The sequence below is a fragment of the Rhizobium sp. CAU 1783 genome (assembly GCF_054551725.1).
The window spans coordinates 306,852-325,538 of the sequence record NZ_JBTOLM010000004.1; the positions used below are offsets into that span (position 1 = coordinate 306,852).

17 protein-coding genes are annotated in these 18,687 nt (G+C 63.3%); 9 read left to right on the forward strand and 8 right to left on the reverse strand.

The features are described from left to right. Nucleotides 1–31 precede the first annotated feature (31 nt). From ACX93L_RS17825 to ACX93L_RS17840, 4 genes are all read left to right on the forward strand, one after another. The gene (locus tag ACX93L_RS17825; RefSeq protein ID WP_459406058.1) at nucleotides 32–811 is read left to right on the forward strand and encodes a transporter substrate-binding domain-containing protein; all 780 of its coding nucleotides are present in this window, start codon (nucleotides 32–34) and stop codon (nucleotides 809–811) included. 73 nt (nucleotides 812–884) lie between these two features. Beyond that, nucleotides 885–1,616 (forward strand): ABC transporter permease, encoded by a 732-nt coding sequence (locus tag ACX93L_RS17830; RefSeq protein WP_459406059.1) that lies wholly within the window; start codon nucleotides 885–887, stop codon nucleotides 1,614–1,616. A gap of 4 nt (nucleotides 1,617–1,620) precedes the next feature. Continuing rightward, nucleotides 1,621–2,439 (forward strand): ABC transporter permease, encoded by an 819-nt coding sequence (locus tag ACX93L_RS17835; protein ID WP_459406060.1) that lies wholly within the window; start codon nucleotides 1,621–1,623, stop codon nucleotides 2,437–2,439. Nucleotide 2,440: 1 nt separating this feature from the next. Beyond that, complete coding sequence (locus tag ACX93L_RS17840) at nucleotides 2,441–3,604, forward strand: M20 aminoacylase family protein (RefSeq protein WP_459406061.1); 1,164 nt, start codon at nucleotides 2,441–2,443, stop codon at nucleotides 3,602–3,604. Nucleotides 3,605–3,685: 81 nt separating this feature from the next. Here the strand turns inward: ACX93L_RS17840 and ACX93L_RS17845 are convergent, their stop codons facing one another. The 4 genes from ACX93L_RS17845 to ACX93L_RS17860 all read right to left on the reverse strand — a co-directional run bounded on the left by ACX93L_RS17845 (nucleotide 3,686) and on the right by ACX93L_RS17860 (nucleotide 9,098). Further along, nucleotides 3,686–6,886, reverse strand: coding sequence for an efflux RND transporter permease subunit (locus ACX93L_RS17845; RefSeq protein ID WP_459406062.1), 3,201 nt, complete (start codon nucleotides 6,884–6,886; stop codon nucleotides 3,686–3,688). Then, nucleotides 6,883–7,866 (reverse strand): efflux RND transporter periplasmic adaptor subunit, encoded by a 984-nt coding sequence (locus tag ACX93L_RS17850; RefSeq protein ID WP_459406063.1) that lies wholly within the window; start codon nucleotides 7,864–7,866, stop codon nucleotides 6,883–6,885. Before ACX93L_RS17850 ends, ACX93L_RS17845 begins: the two co-directional genes overlap by 4 nt. Before the next feature lie 25 nt (nucleotides 7,867–7,891). Further along, nucleotides 7,892–8,092, reverse strand: coding sequence for a YgaP family membrane protein (locus ACX93L_RS17855; RefSeq protein ID WP_169593589.1), 201 nt, complete (start codon nucleotides 8,090–8,092; stop codon nucleotides 7,892–7,894). A gap of 133 nt (nucleotides 8,093–8,225) precedes the next feature. Further along, nucleotides 8,226–9,098, reverse strand: a complete 873-nt coding sequence (locus ACX93L_RS17860) for a DMT family transporter (RefSeq protein ID WP_459406064.1) — start codon at nucleotides 9,096–9,098, stop codon at nucleotides 8,226–8,228. Between the two features lie 240 nt (nucleotides 9,099–9,338). Here ACX93L_RS17860 and ACX93L_RS17865 point away from each other — a divergent pair, with 240 nt between their 5' ends. Next, nucleotides 9,339–10,535 carry an MFS transporter gene (locus ACX93L_RS17865; protein WP_459406065.1) on the forward strand — a complete coding sequence of 399 codons (1,197 nt, stop codon included), beginning with the start codon at nucleotides 9,339–9,341 and terminating at the stop codon, nucleotides 10,533–10,535. Between the two features lie 4 nt (nucleotides 10,536–10,539). Here the strand turns inward: ACX93L_RS17865 and ACX93L_RS17870 are convergent, their stop codons facing one another. Next, nucleotides 10,540–12,816 (reverse strand): xanthine dehydrogenase family protein molybdopterin-binding subunit, encoded by a 2,277-nt coding sequence (locus ACX93L_RS17870; RefSeq protein WP_459406066.1) that lies wholly within the window; start codon nucleotides 12,814–12,816, stop codon nucleotides 10,540–10,542. Nucleotides 12,817–12,818: 2 nt separating this feature from the next. Next, on the reverse strand, nucleotides 12,819–13,277 hold the full coding sequence (locus ACX93L_RS17875) for a (2Fe-2S)-binding protein (protein WP_459406255.1): 459 nt from the start codon (nucleotides 13,275–13,277) through the stop codon (nucleotides 12,819–12,821). A gap of 72 nt (nucleotides 13,278–13,349) precedes the next feature. On the opposite strand from ACX93L_RS17875, the gene ACX93L_RS17880 reads away from it, so the two are divergent. From ACX93L_RS17880 to ACX93L_RS17890, 3 genes are all read left to right on the forward strand, one after another. Continuing rightward, nucleotides 13,350–13,946 carry a TetR/AcrR family transcriptional regulator gene (locus ACX93L_RS17880; RefSeq protein ID WP_459406067.1) on the forward strand — a complete coding sequence of 199 codons (597 nt, stop codon included), beginning with the start codon at nucleotides 13,350–13,352 and terminating at the stop codon, nucleotides 13,944–13,946. Between the two features lie 82 nt (nucleotides 13,947–14,028). Beyond that, a complete protein-coding gene (ispG, locus tag ACX93L_RS17885) occupies nucleotides 14,029–15,279 on the forward strand; it encodes a flavodoxin-dependent (E)-4-hydroxy-3-methylbut-2-enyl-diphosphate synthase (protein WP_459406068.1) in 1,251 nt (416 codons plus the stop codon). A 78-nt stretch (nucleotides 15,280–15,357) separates the two neighbouring features. Beyond that, nucleotides 15,358–16,020, forward strand: a complete 663-nt coding sequence (locus tag ACX93L_RS17890) for an OmpA family protein (RefSeq protein ID WP_169593605.1) — start codon at nucleotides 15,358–15,360, stop codon at nucleotides 16,018–16,020. A 53-nt stretch (nucleotides 16,021–16,073) separates the two neighbouring features. Here the strand turns inward: ACX93L_RS17890 and ACX93L_RS17895 are convergent, their stop codons facing one another. Both ACX93L_RS17895 and ACX93L_RS17900 read right to left on the reverse strand, forming a co-directional pair. Further along, nucleotides 16,074–16,718: a LysE family translocator gene (locus ACX93L_RS17895; RefSeq protein ID WP_459406069.1), complete on the reverse strand. Its 645-nt coding sequence runs from the start codon at nucleotides 16,716–16,718 to the stop codon at nucleotides 16,074–16,076. 129 nt (nucleotides 16,719–16,847) lie between these two features. Then, a complete protein-coding gene (locus tag ACX93L_RS17900; RefSeq protein ID WP_459406070.1) occupies nucleotides 16,848–17,762 on the reverse strand; it encodes a polyprenyl synthetase family protein in 915 nt (304 codons plus the stop codon). A gap of 142 nt (nucleotides 17,763–17,904) precedes the next feature. Between ACX93L_RS17900 and mtgA the strand changes: the two genes are divergently transcribed. Beyond that, complete coding sequence (mtgA, locus tag ACX93L_RS17905; protein WP_459406071.1) at nucleotides 17,905–18,639, forward strand: monofunctional biosynthetic peptidoglycan transglycosylase; 735 nt, start codon at nucleotides 17,905–17,907, stop codon at nucleotides 18,637–18,639. The last annotated feature ends 48 nt before the right edge of the window (nucleotides 18,640–18,687 follow it).

Here is an 18,687-nt window from a genome sequence, read left to right on the forward strand (position 1 = left end):
CTTCACCAAGTCATAAAACAGGGGAACTGGAATGAAGAATGCAATGAAGATCGCAGTCATGGCCGTGGCACTCAGCGGTGCAGTGTTCGGCTCGGCACTCGCCGAAGAGGTGAAGGTGGGCTTTGCCGCTGAACCCTATCCGCCGTTCGCATCGCCGGATGCCAACGGCAAGTGGGTCGGCTGGGAAGTCGAGTTCATGGAGGCGCTTTGCGCTGAAGCCAAGCTCGACTGCGTCATCACGCCGGTCGCCTGGGACGGCATCATCCCGGCGCTGACCTCGAAGAAGATCGACATGATCGTCGGTTCGATGTCGATCACCGAAGAACGCCTGAAGACGATCGATTTTTCCGACAAGTATTATAACACGCCGACCGCCATCATGGGGCCGAAGGGCGAAAAGTTCGATGCGACACCTGAAGGCCTCGCCGGCAAGATCATCGGCGTGCAGGTCTCGACCATCCACCAGGACTATGTGAACAAGTATTTCGGCCCGACCGCTGCCGAGGTTAAGGAATACCAGACGCAGGATGAGGCCAACCAGGATCTCGCCGCCGGCCGTGTCGACGCCGTGCAGGCCGACGTGATCGCGCTCGATGCCTTCATCAAGTCGGAGGCAGGTGCCTGCTGCGAGATCAAGGGCAATGTCGTCGACGATCCGGCCATCCTCGGTGCCGGTGTCGGTGTCGGCTTGCGCAAGGGCGAGACCGAGCTCAAGGACAAGGTCAATGCCGCGATCAAGGCGATCCGCGCCAACGGCACCTATGACACCTTCTCCAAGAAGTATTTCGACTTCGACATCTACGGCGGCTGAGCCATAGCCCGGGGCATGCGGCGGCGATCCCGCCGCATGCCGTTTTCCTTTGTTCATTTTCGGGTAGTTCACGATGGCGGCAGCGGCCGGCGGTCTTTTCGATCTCAGTCTTCTCGCGTTATCGCCTCCCGGCTGGGGCGGCGTTCTTCTCGAGGGCTTCGTGCGCTCGCTGCAGCTTGCGATCGGTGGCTATGCGCTTGGCATCGTGATCGGCATCGGCGGCGCCTTCGGCAAGCTCTATGGCGGGCCGATCATCAGGGACCTGCTGGAGGTCTATACGACGCTGATCCGCGCCGTGCCGGAGTTGGTGCTGATCCTGCTGCTCTATTATGCGGGCACCGATGCGGTGAACGCCCTGCTTTCCCTGATCAGCCTGCCACCTGTTGATATCAGCGGTCTCGTCGCCGGCATCTTCGTGATCGGCGTGGTCCAGGGCGCCTACTCAACCGAAGTGCTGCGCGGGGCGATCAAGGCCGTCCCCGCCGGGCAGATCGAGGCCGCCCGCGCCTTCGGCATGTCGCCGTTCAAGGCGCTGACGCGGGTGACGCTACCGGCCATGCTACCTTACGCCATTCCGGGGCTCGCCAATCTGTGGCTGATCTCCACCAAGGACACGGCGCTGTTGGCCGTCGTCGGTTTCAGCGAGCTGACGCTCGTCACGCGCCAGGCTGCCGGCACGACCAAGGCCTATATGCTGTTCTTCTGCGCGGCCGGCGTTCTCTACCTCGCCCTGACGCTCGTCTCCAACATCGTCATCGCCATCATCGAGCGCCGGGCGCGGCGTGGCATAGCGGAGCCGGTGTGAGCCCATGAGCGATACCGTGTCCGACGCACCCGCCGCCTACCAACCGCCGCGCGGCCGGCACCTGTTTGAACCGCATCGGCTGGCGCTGATGGCGATCTTCGCCGTCCTCGTCTTCTGTGTGGTGTGGTTCATGCGCTGGGACTGGTTGCCCAAATACCAGGGGCGGCTGATTGCAGGCGTCGGGCAAACCCTGCTGATGCTGTTTTCCACAGCGATCGTCGGCTTCCTGCTCGCCGTGCCGATCGGACTTGTCCAGGTGGCTGGCCCGCGTCCGCTCGCCTGGCTCGCCAAGATATTCTGCACCCTGATCCGCGGTACGCCGCTGCTCCTGCAGCTGTGGCTGCTCTATTACGGCCTCGGCTCGCTCTTCGCCCAATACCCCGAGATCCGTTCTTCCTTTCTCTGGCCCTATCTGCGCCAGGCCTGGCCTTATGGCTTCACGGCCCTGATGCTGTCCTTTGCGGCCTATGAGGGCGAGGTGATGCGCGGTGCCTTTGCCGGGGTTCCGAAGGGTGAACTTGAGGCGGCGCGCGCCTTCGGCATGAGCCGGTTCACCGCCTTCCGGCGCGTCTGGCTGCCGAGGGCCGTGCACAGGGCGCTGCCGACACTCAACGGCGAGACCGTGCTGCAGCTCAAGTCGACGCCACTGGTGGCGACGATCACCGTCATCGACGTGTATGCGGTGATCTCGAAAGTCCGGCAGGACACTTACCTCACTTACGAACCGCTGCTATTGCTGGCGCTTATCTATCTGTGCCTGACCGGGGTCCTCGTGACGGCGTTCAGGATGTTTGAAAACCGCATACCAACCCGTGGTGCCTGACATGACGATCCAATTTTCGAACTATATGGCCGAGGTCGTTGCGACCCGACACTATCTCCATCAGCATCCGGAAATCGGCCTCTCGGAGTTCAACACGTCCGACTACGTCGCCAGGCAACTCGAGGCGCTGGGATACGAGGTGACGCGCGGGCTCGCCAAGACCGGCGTCGTCGCGACGCTGCGCTGCGGCACCAGCACGAGGAGCATCGGCATTCGCGCCGACTTCGATGCCCTGCCGATCCTTGAGGAAACCGGCCTCGAATATCAGAGCAAGAACCCTGGCATGATGCATGCCTGTGGGCATGACGGCCATACGGCGATGTTGCTGGGGGCTGCCAAGATCATTGCGGAACGCAAGAATTTCGACGGCGTCGTGCACCTGATCTTCCAGCCGGCCGAGGAGAATTTCGGCGGCGCCAAGATCATGATGGACGATGGGCTCTTCGAAAAGTTCCCATGCGACGCCGTCTTTGCGCTTCACAACGATCCGACCATCCCGTTCGGCCAGTTCGCCCTTCGCGAGGGGCCGATTATGGCGGCCGTCGATGAATGCAAGATCACCGTCGACGGACGCGGCGGCCACGGCGCCGAGCCGCAGGATACGGCGGACCCGATCGTCTGCGGCGCGTCGATCATCATGGCACTCCAGACGGTCGTGTCGCGCAACATCCACCCGATCGACCCGACGGTCATAACCGTGGGTGCCTTCCATGCCGGTGGCGCGAGCAACGTCATCCCGGAGCGCGCCGAGATGCTTCTGTCCATCCGCTCCTTCGATCCGAAGGTGCGCGACCAGCTGGAAGAGCGCATCCGCATGATCGCCGAGGGTCAGGCGGCGAGCTTCGGCATGGGCGTCACCATAGACTACCAGCGGGGCTACAACGCGACGATCAATCACAAAGATGAGACGGACTTCATCCGGACGCTGGCGACCCAGTTCGCGGGGCCGGAAAAGGTCTTCGATCTGCCGCGCCCGACCATGGGCAGCGAGGATTTCGCCTACATGCTGGAAGAGCGGCCGGGCTGCTATTTCTTCGTCGGCACCCAGCGTACGGCGAACGATCCGCCTCTCCATCATCCTCGTTACGACTTCAACGACGACATCCTGCCGATCGGCACCAGTTTCTGGGTCGAGCTGACGGAGAAGTGGCTCGCCGCGAAATAAAGGCGCCTGCAGATCAGGCGTAAAAGAAAAGGCCCGGGAACGTGGTGTTCCCGGGCCTTTGCGTGTCGGCTTCGTGAAGTTTCAGGTTCTCAGGACCCTGTAGATCGCTGGAATGACGAGAACGGTCAGCAGCGTCGACGACGCAAGCCCGAAGAGCAGCGAAATCGCCAGTCCCTGGAAGATCGGGTCCGTCAGGATGACGGCGGCACCGATCATGGCCGCGAGTGCGGTCAAGAGGATCGGCTTGAAGCGGATCGAGCCGGCCTCGATCAAGACCTCGGTCAAATCCCGATCCGGGGTCTTTGCATGGCGGATGAAATCGACCAGCAGGATCGAGTTGCGCACGATGATGCCGGCAAGGGCGATGAAGCCGATCATCGAGGTCGCGGTAAAGGGCGCGTCAAACAGCCAGTGTCCGCCGAGGATGCCGATGAAGGTGAGCGGGATCGGCGTCAGGATCACCAGCGGCACCTTGAACGAGCCGAACTGGGCTACGACCAGGATGTAGATGCCGAGCAGCGCGACCATGAAGGCGGCACCCATGTCGCGGAATGTGACCCAGGTGACTTCCCATTCGCCGTCCCATAACAAGACCGACTTCGACTGGTCTTCCGGCTGGCCGTGGAGCGCGATTTCCGGCTTCGTGAGCCCCGTCCAATCCTGCTTGTCGAGAGCATCCTGCACGGCAAGCATGCCGTAGAGCGGGGCTTCGAAGTCGCCCGCGAGCTCCGCCGTCACCATCTCGGCATAGCGGCCGTTGTGACGGAAGATCGGGAAGGAGGCCTTTTCCTCGTTGACGAGGATGACGTCGCCGAGTTCCACCACCGAGCGCGAGCCAGGCAGGAGATTGGCCGGGATCGGGGTCGACAGGAAGGTTTCGTCGAAGACCTTGGCGCCCTTCGGACGGCTGATGACGATCGGGATCGGCGCGCGGCCTTCGCCGCGATGCGAGTAGCCGAGCGTCGTCGAACCGTTGAGGATCGACAGGGTGTCGAAAACGTCGCTTTCGGAGACGCCGAAGAAGTCGAGGTCGTCGCCTGAGATCGTGGCGCGCAGGCGGCTCGCCGGCTGGCCATAGCTGTCATCGACGTCGACAATGAACGGCACCGACTTGAAGGCAGCCTTGACCTTTTCCGCGGTGGCGCGGCGGGTGTCGGCGTCCGGACCATAAACTTCGGCGAGCAGGGTCGCCATGACCGGCGGGCCGGGCGGCGGCTCGACGACCTTCAGCGAGGTGCCCTCGGGAACCTTCACTTCAGCGAGAAGGCGCTGGCGCAGGTCGAGCGCGATGTCATGGCTCGAGCGGTCGCGGTCCGACTTCGGCGTCAAGTTGATCTGCACGTCGCCCATATAGGTCGCCGAACGCAGATAGGCGTGACGCACCAGGCCGTTGAAGTTGAAGGGGGCGGCGGTCGCGGCATGGGTCTGGACGCTCAGGACCTCGGGCGTGTCGAGCGCAACCTTGGCAACCGCCTGGGCGACGGCATCCGTCGTTTCGACCGACGAACCTTCGGGAAGATCGATGGTGACCTGCAGTTCAGACTTGTTGTCGAAGGGCAGGAGCTTGACCGTGACGTCCTTCGTGTAGAACAGCGCCAGCGAGCCGAGTGTTGCTGCACCCACCAGCAGCAGGAAGATCCAGCTGTTCTTCTTGATGGCGAGGATCGGGCCTGCAACCCGCGCATAGCCGGCGCCGAGAACGCCGCCGGTCGCATGGCTGTCGTCATGATGAAGCTTGGCCTTGCCGGCGATCTTCAGCATCAGCCACGGCGTGACGAGCACCGCGACGAAGAAGGAAAAGATCATCGCGGCCGAAGCATTGGCCGGGATCGGGCTCATATAGGGGCCCATCATGCCGGAGACGAACATCATCGGCAGAAGCGCCGCGACGACGGTCAGCGTCGCGACGATGGTCGGGTTGCCGACTTCGGCGACCGCGTCGATTGCCGCCTCGCGCCGGTCCTTGCCGTCGTTGAAGCCCCAGTGGCGGGCGATGTTCTCGATGACGACGATCGCGTCGTCAACGAGAATGCCGATCGAGAAGATCAGGGCGAAGAGCGAGACGCGGTTCAGCGTGTAGCCCATCAGGTTGGCGGCAAAGAGCGTCAGCAGGATGGTGACCGGAATGACGATCGCGACGACCAGCGCTTCGCGGCGGCCGATCGAAACCCAGACAAGGGCGATGATCGACAGCGTGGCAAGGCCGAGATGGAAGAGCAGCTCGTTTGCCTTCTCGTTGGCCGTCTCGCCGTAGTTGCGGGTGACTTCGACCGCCATGCTGTCGGGGATGAGGTTACCCTTCAGCTCCTCGACGCGGTGCAGGATCTCCTCCGAGACCAGAACGGCATTGGCGCCGGCACGCTTGGCGAGCGCAAGCGTCACGGCCGGCACGCGCTTCAGCTCGCCGTTCTCCGTCCGCGTGACGGTCGAGGCGCGGGCGTCCGCCGTGTCGGTGACGAAGGAAACGTCGGCCACGTCGCGGACGTAGACCGGACGGTTGTCACGGGTGGTGAGCAACAGGTTGCCGATCTCGGTCGGGGTCGAGAGCGTTTCCCCGGCGACGAGTTCGATCTGCCGGCCGTCATTGCGCACCAGGCCGGTCGAGAATGAACGGTTGGCGGCGGTGACCTTGCCGGAGAGCTGCTGCAGTGTCATGCCGTAGAGCGCCAGCTTTTCGGGCTGGGGGGCGATCCGGATCGCATCGCCGGTTTCGCCGACGAGGTAGCTCAGGCCGACATTGTCGATCTTGGCCATCTCGACGCGCAGTTGCCGGGCGATGCGGGTGAGTGCGGTCGAATCGACGTCGGCGCCCTTGTCGGCGGAAGGGGTCAGCGTCAGCGATACGATCGCCACGTCGTCGATGGTGCGGCCGACAACGAGCGGTTCGGGAATGCCGACCGGGATCGAGGCCATGTTGGCGCGGATCTTGTCATGGACGCGCAGGACTGCGGAATCACCTGATGTGCCGACGACGAAGCGGGCCGTCACCATGACCTGGTCATCGGAGGTCTGCGAATAGACGTGCTCGACGTCGTTGATGCCCTTGATGATGGTCTCGAGCGGTTCGGTGACGAGCTTGACCGCGTCTTCGGCCTTCAGGCCGTCGGCCCGCACTATGATGTCGACCATCGGCACGGAGATCTGCGGCTCTTCCTCGCGCGGCAGCGTCATCAAGGCGACGAGGCCGAGCGCGAAGGCGGCGAGCAGGAAAAGAGGCGTGAGCGGCGAGGTGATGAAGCCCTTGGTCAGGCTTCCCGCAATGCCGAGACTGGGAACCTTCATGGCAGTACTACCTCGTCGCCGGCAGACAGGCCGGTCAGGATTTCCGTCATTTCCTTGCCGTCGCGCAGGATCGGTTTGGCGGTGACGACAGCGCGCTCGACCGTGGCGTCGCCCGACTTGACTGTCACATAGTCGACGCCGAAACGGCTCGTTAGCGCAGCAACCGGCAGCAGAAGCGCGTCCCGCTCGCCAACGGGCACGCGGACCAGAAGGCGCTTGTTGACGAAGGAGGCGGGCAGGTCTTCGACCTCGACATCGGCGATCACGCGGCCATTATCGATTTCCGGATAGATCTTGGCGAGGCGGCCCTTGCTCTCGTGGCCGTTGCCGCCGTCGATCTCGATGGTGGCGTCCTGGCGGAGGAGATCGGCATGCCGCTCAGGGATCGCGAGCCGCAGGAAGAAGCCTCCACCGCCGATCGTTGCGACTGGCTCGCCCGCCATAATCACGGCGTCCCTGGTGACTGGAACTGTCAGAACCTTGCCGTCGGCCGGGGCGAGAACAGCGCCTTCCTTGCCCTGCTCGACGACGACGGAGCGTTGGGCCTCGGCGGCGGCGATCTGGTTGCGGACGACGTCGACCTGGGTCCGCAGGGCGTCGAGACGCTGGGCGGTGGTGACGCCGCGCTTGATCAGCTCCTCGCCGCGCGACAGTTCCGACTGGGCATTGTCGAGCGATGCCCGCAGGCCGAGCAACTGGGCCTCGATCGCGGCGATCTGGAAGTCGATCTTCTCGTCCTTGACGGTCGCGATGACCTCACCGGCCTTAACGTCGTCGCCCTCGGTGACCTTGAGGTCGACGACGGTGCCGCCGATGCGCGCGCGGGCGGCGACGCTGTCACGCGCCTCCACGCGGCCATAGACGGCCTTCCATTCGAGCACCTTCACCTTGTCCAAGCGGATGGTCTCGGCTGCAAGGGAACCGGTGGCGCCGAAGCAGAGGGCGAGGGCGGCGAAACGCGCAAGCGTGAAGGCGTTCATGGGTATTTCCTTCGGTTCTGGCCGCTCAGAATGCGGTGCCGGGACGAAAGCCAAGTTTCTTGAAGATCATCGCTGCGGGGCAGAAACCGGTGAAGGCGGACTGCAACATGTTGGCGCCGATGAACACGGTGAACCAGATGAAAAGCGGGCTCACATAGACCGTCAGCAGGACGGACAGGAGAACCATTACGCCGGCAAAGGCCAGCACTGCACGATCGAGGGACATGGGAAACCTCCACACATATATATCTACATATATTCGTATATACGTTGGTTGCCTTTATAGCAAGCGCTATTTTCCCGACCGGCGGCGCCGGACAGGATGAAAGGATCTCAAGGACAAGTGGTCAGTAGGTCTCTCAGGTCGCCTGGCTGCGCCCCGCCAAACGTTCGCTGAAGATGATGATCAGGCCGGCGCTGCAAATCAGGGTCGCACCGAGGAAGACGTTCGCTGCGGGAACGTCACCCCAGATGGCATAGCCGAGCACGAAAGCCCAGACGAGGGAGGTATATTCGAACGGCGCGAGCACGGAGATCGGCGCCTTGCGCATACCTTCGAAGAAGGCGAGCTGGGCCACGCCGCCGATGATGCCGGTCGCCAGCGACAGGCCCAGCTCGGCAAGGCTGGGCTGGTGCCAGACCTGAAAGACCATGGTGCCGGTCAGAATCAGGAAGAAGCTGTTGGTGACCGTCATCTGAACCAGCGAGCGGGCGCCCATGGCGGTCCGACGCAAGAGTACCGTCGAGAAGGCCCAGAGAAAAGCGGCTTGCAGGGCGAGGTAGACGGGGAAGGTGATCCGCAGTCCGATCGGATTGGTGGCGACCAGAACGCCGACGAAACCGACGATGACCGCAGTCCAGCGCGGGGCGGTCACACGTTCCTTGAGGATCGGCACGGCCAGCAAAGTCGCGACCACGGGGGCTGCATAGTAGAGCGTCGTGATCTCCGCGAGCTGCATGGTGCGGGCGGCATTGTAATAGGACAGCCATGCCCCGAGCAGGAGGAAACTGCGGATCACCATCGGCTTGACGACCGGCGACGTCGCGGCTTCCCGAACCAGGGAAGGGCCGCCGAAGAGGAAGCAGCCTGCGAGAATGGTAACACTGCGGAAGAAAAGGATCTGCCAGACGGTCGTCGTCTCGACCAGCAGCTTGATGACCCCGTCATGCAGCGTGAAGAGGAAATAGGACAGGCTGGTCAGCAGGATGCCGAGTCCGACGGTGGTTTTCACGCATGCACCTGTGGAAGAAAATGAGGGAAAGGCGGTTGCCGCCGGAATCAATGACAGCCCGCGAAAGGAACGGCGCCATCTTTCTTTTTCCTCTCGGGCTGTCAATTGCATCATTTCAGGGTTCGCGGCGGGCCACGTTCGCCATTTCGCCGGGAAACAAAATGTGAGACACGCATGGCGATTTCGCGGTTGTCGTTTCAATCGATTTAAATAAAGTGCCGCCAAATCGAGGAGTGGATCATGGCTGAAACGATCAACGACACCAACGCCGCGTCGAAGGGTGGTTATTTCACGAGGACGCGGGCGGCGGTTTCGCTTCTCTTCTTCGTGAACGGCTTGATGATGGGAGCGTGGGCTCCGAAGATCCCGGTTTTCGCCAAGGCCCTGTCGCTCAGTGAAGCGGACCTCGGCGTCATGCTGTTCGTTTTCGGCATCGGGTCGCTGGTGATGATGCCGGTAGCCGGCATGCAGATAGCCCGCTTCGGTTCAAGCGTCGTTGTTCAGGCCGCCGCGTTGCTCTTCATCCCCACGGTGATCGGCATCACCCTTGTCTCGTCGGTGCCGGCCGGGGTCGTGGCGATCTTCCTGTTCGGCGGGCTCGGCGGTGCCATGGATGTTGCCATGAATGCCAATGCGGTCGAGGTGGAACGGTCCATGCGGCGCTCGATCATGTCGTCGTGCCATGCCTTCTGGAGCCTTGGCGGACTTGTCGGCTCGGCCACCGGCGGGTTTCTGATCGCCCATGTCGGACCGATGGGGCACGCGCTTCTGGTGGCGGGGCTCGGCGTTCTCCTGTTCCTTGTCGCGCGCCCGATGATCCTTGCCGACCGGCCGCACCCGGCGGAGCGCCGTGAGCGCACCCGCCTGCCGCTTTCACCGCTTCCCTGGCTGATCGGGATCATCGCACTGTTCTCGATGATCCCGGAGGGGGCAATCCTCGATTGGGGCGCGCTCTATCTCGGCAATGAACTGTCCGCCTCGACGGCGCTCTCGGGTTTCGCCTTCGCCGCCTTTTCGCTCGCGATGTCGGTGATGCGTTTTGCCGGCGACCTCGTGCGCGACCGGCTGGGTGCTGTTCTGACGCTCAGGCTGTGCACCGTCGCCTCTTTCGTCGGGCTGGTGATTGCCGGTCAGGCGCCGAATGTGACGATCGCTCTGATCGGTTTCGGGATCGCCGGCATCGGCATTTCCAACATGGTGCCGATCGCCTTTTCCGCGGGCGGCAACATTCCGGGCCTCGCGCCAGGGATCGGGCTGTCGGTCGTCACATCACTCGGTTACTCGGGCATCCTGTTTGCGCCGTCGGTCATCGGGTTCATCGCGGAATACACCTCCCTGTCGACCGTCTATACGGCCGTGTCGCTGCTCAATCTGGCGGTGCTCGCGATGTCGGGGCTTGCCCGCCACGCCGACAGGGTCGGCGAGGCGGCGCACTGATCGATCAGGCGAAGTCGACCTCTTTCGAGAACGGCAGCGCCCGCAGCCGCTTGCCGGTCAGGGCGAAGATCGCATTGCCGAGCGCCGGCATCGACGGCGGCGTTCCGGGCTCGCCGGCGCCGCCCATGCGGTGGGCATTCTCGAGAAGCTCGACCTCAATCACCGGACACCGGTTGATGCGCAGTGCATCATAGGCATGGAAATTGTTCTGCTCGACCACGCCGTCGGCAAAGGTGATTTCCTGGCCGATCGCCGCGGAGAGGCCGAACACGATGCCGGACATCATCTGCGCCTTGAAATTCTGCGGGTCGAGGACGATGCCGGGGTCTGCCGCGCACCAGACCTTCTCGATGCGGATCGCGCCATCGGTCTCAGAGATCTCCACGACCTGCGCCACCCAGGTCCCGAAGGAAAGAGCGAAGGCAAGGCCTCGGGCGCGGCCGGGGGCGGGCGACGTTGACCAGCCGGACATTTCGGCCACTTTCTCCACGACGGCAAGAGCGACCGGGAAATCCTTCATCAGGGCGCGCCGGAGTTCGAGCGGATCCCTGCCGCCGGCGGCGGCGATCTCGTCGATGAAGCTCTCGTGCATGAAGCAGTTGTAGGAGTAACCGACCGAGCGCCAGAAGCCGACCGGGATGCCGAGGGGCGCCTTGCGGCCGTCTATCCGGTAGTTTTCGATGCCGTAGGGCTGGTTATAGGCGCCGTCGATCAGGGAATTGTCCGGTCCGCCCATGGGCACGTCCGGATAGTAGCGGCCTACCGCGCTTGCGACCACCGAGGGCGCGGCGATAGAGCCCGTCAATGCCTTGGGTAGCCCATCGTCGTCGAGCACCGCCTTGTAGCGCCCCTTGGCCACGGGCCGATAAGGGCCGTGAGTCATGTCTTCCTCGCGTGTCCAGGTCACCTTGACAGGGCGTCCCTCGGCTTCCTTGGCAAGGCGGATCGCGTAGTCGGAAAAGTCTGGTTCGATGCGGCGACCGAAGCCGCCGCCGAGGAAGGTGGTGTGGACCTTGATGTTTTCGGCGGGAAGCCCGGTGATGCGCGCGCCAACCACTTCGATCAGCGTAGGCCCCTGGTTCGGCGCCCAGACTTCGAGCAGGCCGTCCTTAAGGCGCGCCGTCGCATTCATCGGCTCCATCGTGGCATGGGAGAGGAAAGGCGCATCATATTGCGCCTCGACCACCCTTTCGCGTGCCGCGTCGGCGAAAACGAGGTCCGGGTCTCCGAGGGTTCGAAGCGTGAAGAAGTCGGAACCATCGAGCGTCCTGGCAAGGATCGCGTCGATGTCCGCCGAGCTCTTCGGGTTGGGGCCGGCTTCCCATTCCACGGTCACCGTTTCGGCTGCCCGGAAAGCGCGCCAGGTGTTGTCGGCGATTACGCCGATGCCCTGGCCATAGGGGCTGTCGATCGCGATCACCTTCCGCACCCCGGGCATGGCGAGGGCGGCGGCAGCGTCGAAGGATTTCATCCCCCCGCCCGGGCTCGGGTTCATCCGCACGGTTCCGTAGAGCATGTCGGGGAGCGTGACATCGACGCCGAAGATCGGCGCGCCCGTCACCTTGGCCCGCATGTCCTTGCGCGGCTGCGGTTTGCCGAGGATCTTCCACTCCTTGCGATCGCGCAGCGCAATGCCGGAGGGCGGTTCGATTGCCGCCGCGTCGAGCGCGAGTTCGGCGTAAGTGAGGCTGCGGCCGGAAGCCGGGTCGCTGACGACGCCTTCGAAGGTCTTCAGGGTCGATGACGCGACGCCGAGTTTGAGGGCTGCCGCTTCCTTCAGTGATTCACGCGCCGCCGCGCCGGCATAGCGCATCTTCTCGAAGCCGTCCGCCATCGAGGTCGAGCCGCCGGTGAACTGCAGGGCCACGAACTTTGCGACGACCTTCATCGCGGCACGCAGGCTCTCGGCGACCATGCCCTCATCGAATTGCGGGACAGGTGCGCCTTCGCTCAACGCCGCGGCATTGTAGTAGGCAGGCGAGGAGGGGCCGTGCTCGACCGAAACCTGGTCGAGGCGAAGGTCGAGCTCCTCGCAGACAAGCGCGGCAAGGGTGGTGTAGCTGCCCTGACCCATCTCGGCGCGGGGTGCGATGATCGTGGTCCGACCGTCGCTGCCGATCTTCACATATGGATTGAAGGTGGCCTCCCCGGATGCCAGCTCCTCGGAAAGGGGATTGGCGAAGGGTTTCCTGTAGCTGTAGTAGCCGAAGGCGACCCCGCCGGCGACGGCGGCGGCGCCGAACAGGAAGGTGCGGCGGGCAATTTTTCCGATCCGGGACATGATCAGGCTCCCGTGACTTGGGTTGCGGCCCGGTGGATCGCGGCCCGGATGCGCGGATAGGTGCCGCAGCGACAGAGATTGCCGGCCATGGCTTCATCGATTTCGGCGTCACTGGGTGAGGGGTTGGCCTCCAGAAGGGCGACCGCATTCATGATCTGGCCTGCCTGGCAATAGCCGCACTGTGCGACCTGCTCGTCGATCCAGGCCTGTTGCACGGGATGGAGGACGTCGCCGTTTGCGAGCTCGTCGATCGTTCGCACCTCGGATGTCACGTCGGCTGCCGCCACCTGGCAGGAGCGGACGGCCTCGCCGCCGATGATGACCGTGCAGGCTCCGCAGAGCCCTGCTCCGCAGCCGAATTTGGGTCCTTTGATGTCGAGGATGTCGCGTAGCGCCCACAGAAGCGGCATGTCCGGTTCGACCTCGAGGCTCAATGCTTTTCCATTGACGATCAGGTTCACTTCGTCCTCCCGCTGCACTAGGGTCGCATTTCCCATCAACTGTCTCGTGACAAATTAACAAAATATGTCATAATGTCAAACATGGACGACCTGAAGACCGACCCCAAGCGCGCGGCCATACTGGAGCAGGCCTTCGCCGCCTTCACCACCTATGGCTACAAGCGCACGACAATGGACGACATTGCTCGCGCTGCCGGCCTGTCGCGCCCTGCGCTCTATCTCTTCTACCGCAACAAGGGTGATATCTTCCGGGCCTGCATGAGCGTCATGATGGCAGAGATGCGGGAAGACGTCGCCCGCTGTTTCGTAGGGGAGGGCGGCGCCGCCCAGAAGGTTCATGAAGCGCTCGATCGGGCGATCGTGCGTCCGTACCGCCAGATCGCCGACACGCCCCACGGGGCGGAGATCCTGGATGCCAAGGACGAATTCGCCGGCGACCTGTTCCTCGAATGGATCAACGCCGTGGAAGACGAGATCTCGGTCGGTCTGGAAAGCGAGGAAGCCGCTGGCCGGATCGATCTCGCCGGCGCCGGGGTCGCTCCCCGGCTCGTGGCTTCACTGCTTCTTGATGCGACGGAAGGCATGAAAATGCGTATGCCGGACATGGATGTCGTCTCTACCAAGCTCGCAGATCTGGTCCGCCTGTTGATCGGACCCTATGCACGTTGACCGTGCTTTAGCATGCAGTTGACAAGGGGACGGGTTTGATCCACCTGGTTTCTGACATTTTCCTGCCGTTCAAGGGCATTCCATGACTTCAGCAGACGAATTCGATCCCAAGCCGCGCCACCAAACCGTTGCCGTCGATGTCGGCGGCGTGATCGTCGGCGGCGGCGCGCCCGTCGTCGTGCAATCGATGACCAACACCGATACGGCCGATGTCGACGCGACCGTCAGGCAGGTAGCCGAGCTTCACAAGGCTGGCTCCGAGATCGTCCGCATCACGGTTGATCGCGACGAGAGTGCCGCCGCGGTTCCGAAGATCCGTGAGCGTCTGCTCAGGCTCGGCATCGACGTGCCGCTGGTCGGCGATTTCCATTATATCGGCCACAAGCTTCTCGCGGACCATCCGGCCTGTGCGGAGGCTCTGGCCAAATACCGTATCAATCCGGGCAATGTCGGCTTCAAGGACAAGAAGGACAAGCAGTTCGCCGATATCGTCGAGATGGCGATCCGCTATGACAAGCCTGTGCGCATCGGCGTCAACTGGGGTTCGCTCGACCAGGAACTGCTGACCCGGCTGATGGACAAGAACCAGGCTGAGGGTTTTCCGCTTTCGGCACGCCAGGTGACTCGCGAGGCGATTGTGCAGTCCGCCCTGCTGTCGGCGGAACTGGCCGAGGAGATCGGCCTGCCGCGTTCGAAGATCATCCTCTCGGCGAAGGTTTCCCAGGTCCAGGACCTGATTGCGGTCTATTCGATGATGGCCCGCCGTTCCGATCATGCGCTCCATCTCGGGCTGACCGAGGCCGGCATGGGGTCGAAGGGCATCGTCGCCTCCTCGGCGGCCATGGGCTATGTCCTGCAGCAGGGCATAGGCGACACCATCCGCGTGTCGCTGACCCCGGAACCGAACGGCGACCGCACCCGCGAAGTGCAGGTCGCGCAGGAACTGCTGCAGGTCATGGGCTTCCGCCAGTTCGTTCCGGTCGTTGCGGCCTGCCCAGGATGCGGGCGCACCACCTCGACCATATTCCAGGAGCTTGCCCAGCGCATCCAGGACGACATCCGTAAGAACATGCCGGTCTGGCGCGAGAAATATCCGGGTGTCGAAGGGCTCAACGTCGCGGTGATGGGCTGCATCGTCAACGGACCGGGCGAGAGCAAGCATGCGGATATCGGCATCTCGCTGCCGGGAACCGGCGAAAGCCCCGCGGCTCCAGTGTTCATCGACGGCCAGAAGGCGATGACGCTGCGCGGTCCGAACATCGCATCGGATTTCGAGGCGCTCGTCATCGACTACATCGAAAAGCGCTATGGCCGAAAGAGTGCCGCCGAGTAAGATCGGGGGCATGCAACTTCATAATGCCGCAATTCGGCTGTTGACGGAAATCAGACCTTTCCTGGAGTTTGTCCGACAATGATCAAGAAGCTCTCGATTCTCGCGCTTGCCGCGATCTATCTCACCGCCTGCACGACGACCGATCCCTATACCGGCGAGCAGAAGGTGTCGAATACGGCCGGCGGCGCCATGCTGGGCGCGGCTGCGGGCGCGCTTGGCGGTCTTGCCGTCGGCGGTGGCGGCCGCGAGGGCCGCAATGCGGCGCTGATCGGCGCCGGCATCGGCGCACTGGCCGGTGGCGCTATCGGCAACTACATGGATCGCCAGGAGTCCGAGCTGCGCGCTCAGTTGCAGGGCACCGGCATTTCGGTCACCCGCATGGGCGACCGCATCATCCTCAACATGCCGTCCAACATCACCTTCGCGACCGACCAGTATGCGGTCATGCCGCAGTTCTATCCGACGCTGAATTCGGTTGCTGTCGTGCTGAACAAGTTCAACCAGACCCTGATAGACATCAACGGTCACACGGATTCGACCGGCAGTCTGGCGCACAACCAGGAACTTTCGCAGAACCGCGCGCAGTCGGTGGCGAACTATCTGTTCAGCCAGGGGCTGGACGGGCGCCGTGTCTCGGCCATGGGCTTCGGACCGAACGAGCCGGTCGCCTCGAACGCCACTCCCGAAGGCCGTGCGCAGAATCGCCGCGTCGAGATCCAGATCGCGCCGATCAAGGCCTGATCGGACCAAAGAGCCAACGATTTACAGAAGCGCTGCCCCTCGGGCGGCGCTTTTCATATCCGGCTGGCGAGCAGCTTTATCCCGGCCGCCGCGAACAGCACGCCCAAGGTCGCGTCGATGCCCCGGCGGGCGGCGCGATAGACGCGGAAGGCGCGTGCCGTCGAGAACAGGATGGCGTAGCCGGTGAAGACCGTCATGCCGGTGAGCAGGCAGCCGACGACGATGAAGGCGACGACCTGGGCCGAGGCATTGGCGGGAAGCCCGAGCGAGATGATGGCGACCCAGGCGAAGATCGCCTTGGGATTGGTCAGGTGGATGGCATAACCGAGCAGGAATATGCGCCTCAGACTGCGTTTCTCTGGATTGCCGGTCGCCGGCAGGATCTGGTCGTCCTTGCGTGAGGCCGAACGAAGGGCCTTCGCGGCGAGGTAGAGCAGGTAGAGGCCCCCGGCGATCTTCACTATCTGCAGGAAGCCGGCATATTGTGTGAGAAGCGCGGCAAGGCCGATCGAGGCTGCCATGGCCCAGGTGAAGGAGCCTGCAAAGACGCCGGCCGCCATGGTAAGCCCGGCCCGCCGCCCGTCCGAGATAGAGGTCGACACGATTGCCATGATCGCCGGGCCGGGGCTGATGACGGCGACCAGGTAGACGAGATAGGCCGCAACGATCTGCGGTAGATGTTGGATTATGTCATTCATAGTCGGCGCCCCTCCTCCTTCGGTCGACGAGGAGCAAGACTAGCTCGACCAGGCTCTCCGAACACGTCAGTAGTTTTGATCGGGACCTATCGGTGCTTGATGGGTCTGTTGCGGGATGCGTTCGGCCGTTCAGCTCTTGCGATTGGCAACGAAGCGGGCGGCGTCGGTCAGTGTCTGTGCCTTGTCGCCATAGACGGCGACCAGAGCAGTCGCCTCGCCGACCAGCCTGTCGAGTTCCTCTTCCGCCCAGGCTTGCCCTTTCAGCGCGACGAGCGTGCCTTTCCCGCGGGCTGCATCCTTGCCGGCCGCCTTGCCGAGGGTTGCCGCATCGGAGGTGAGGTCGAGCAGGTCGTCGGCAAGCTGGAATGCGCGGCCGACAATCTCCCCGAAGCGGCGCATGCGGTCACGATCGGCGGCCGGTGCACCGGCGATGATGGCGCCGGCCTCGCAAGCAAACCGGATCAGGGCACCGGTCTTCATCGCCTGCAGTGTGACGATGCCGGCTTCATCTGGAGCCTGCTTTTCGGCCGCGAGATCGAAAGCCTGGCCGCCAGCCATTCCTCCGATGCCGGCGGCGCGCGAAAGGGCGAGTACCAGCTCGGTCTTGGCCCGGTCAGGAAGGTCGGTTTCCGGGGCGGCGATGATGTCGAAGGCATAGGTGAGCAGGCTGTCGCCGGCGAGGATTGCGGTCGCCTCGTCATAGGCGATGTGGACCGTCGGCTGGCCGCGCCTGAGGTCGTCGTCGTCCATGGCCGGCAGGTCGTCGTGAACGAGCGAATAGCTGTGCAGGCATTCGAGCGCGCAGCCGACGCGGAGTGCGGCCGCGCTGTCACCACCGAAGAGTGCCGCACTTTCGACGACAAGAAAGGGACGCAGGCGTTTTCCGCCGTTCAATGCTCCGTGGCGCATGGCGTCCAAGAGGCGTGCGGGCCTTGTGATTTCCTGCGGGCGTGGTTCGGCGGAGAGGAGCTCCATCAACAGGGTTGCGGTCTGTCGGGCCGATGCCAGGAGTTTCGTTTCGAAGGGAGTGACTTGCGCGTTCATGGCCGCTTTCTTGGCATGCGTCCGACAGGCTGGCAACGGTAAACTGGCTGGAAAAGCGGCTGTCCCGATCCGTGCGGTCTGGCTATCATTCATCAAGGCCGCTAAGAGAGACAAGCACTCGAAGAGACCGGACAGACCCTCCTTGGCGGAAGACAGCGATATCGGGGACGAAATCGAGGACGACGGGTCCGCAAGGCAGCGGCCGGCCGACCTGTTGCGCAAGCTGCTGCGAATAGCGCTCATGCTGCTCGTTTTGCCCTATGCCCTGATCGTCGTCTATCGGATCGACTTCATTCATCCGGTCTCGACGCTGATGCTCGCCGATCTCGTCACCTTTCAGGGTTACGACCGGCGATGGGTCGATTTCGAGGACATCTCGCCCAATGTCGTGCGTGCCGTCATGATGTCGGAAGATGGCCAGTTCTGTTTCCATAGCGGGGTCGACTGGGAACAGATGAAGGGCGTGGTCGATGACGCACTGTCCGGCCAGGCGACCCGCGGTGCGAGCACCATTCCGATGCAGGCGGTCAAGAACCTCTATCTCTGGAATAGCCGGTCGATGGTCCGGAAGGGGCTGGAGCTCCCGCTCGCCATGGTCGCCGATGCGATCTGGCCGAAGGAACGGATGATGGAGATCTATCTCAACATCGCCGAATGGGGCCCGGGAATCTACGGGATCGAGGCCGCTGCGCGACATCATTTCAAGACCTCGGCGGCGAAGCTGACATCTGCCCAGGCGGCCCTCCTTGCCGTTTCTCTTCCCAATCCGATCGAGCGTGTGGCGGGGAAGCCCGGCAAGGGCATGAAACGTCTTGCCAATGTCGTCGACCGACGCGCCAAGCGTTCGGGCGCATACATCAAATGCCTTTATGAATGACGTTTGAAAGTTTGGTTGGTGCGAGGGCCGATCGCCCCCTATCCTCGA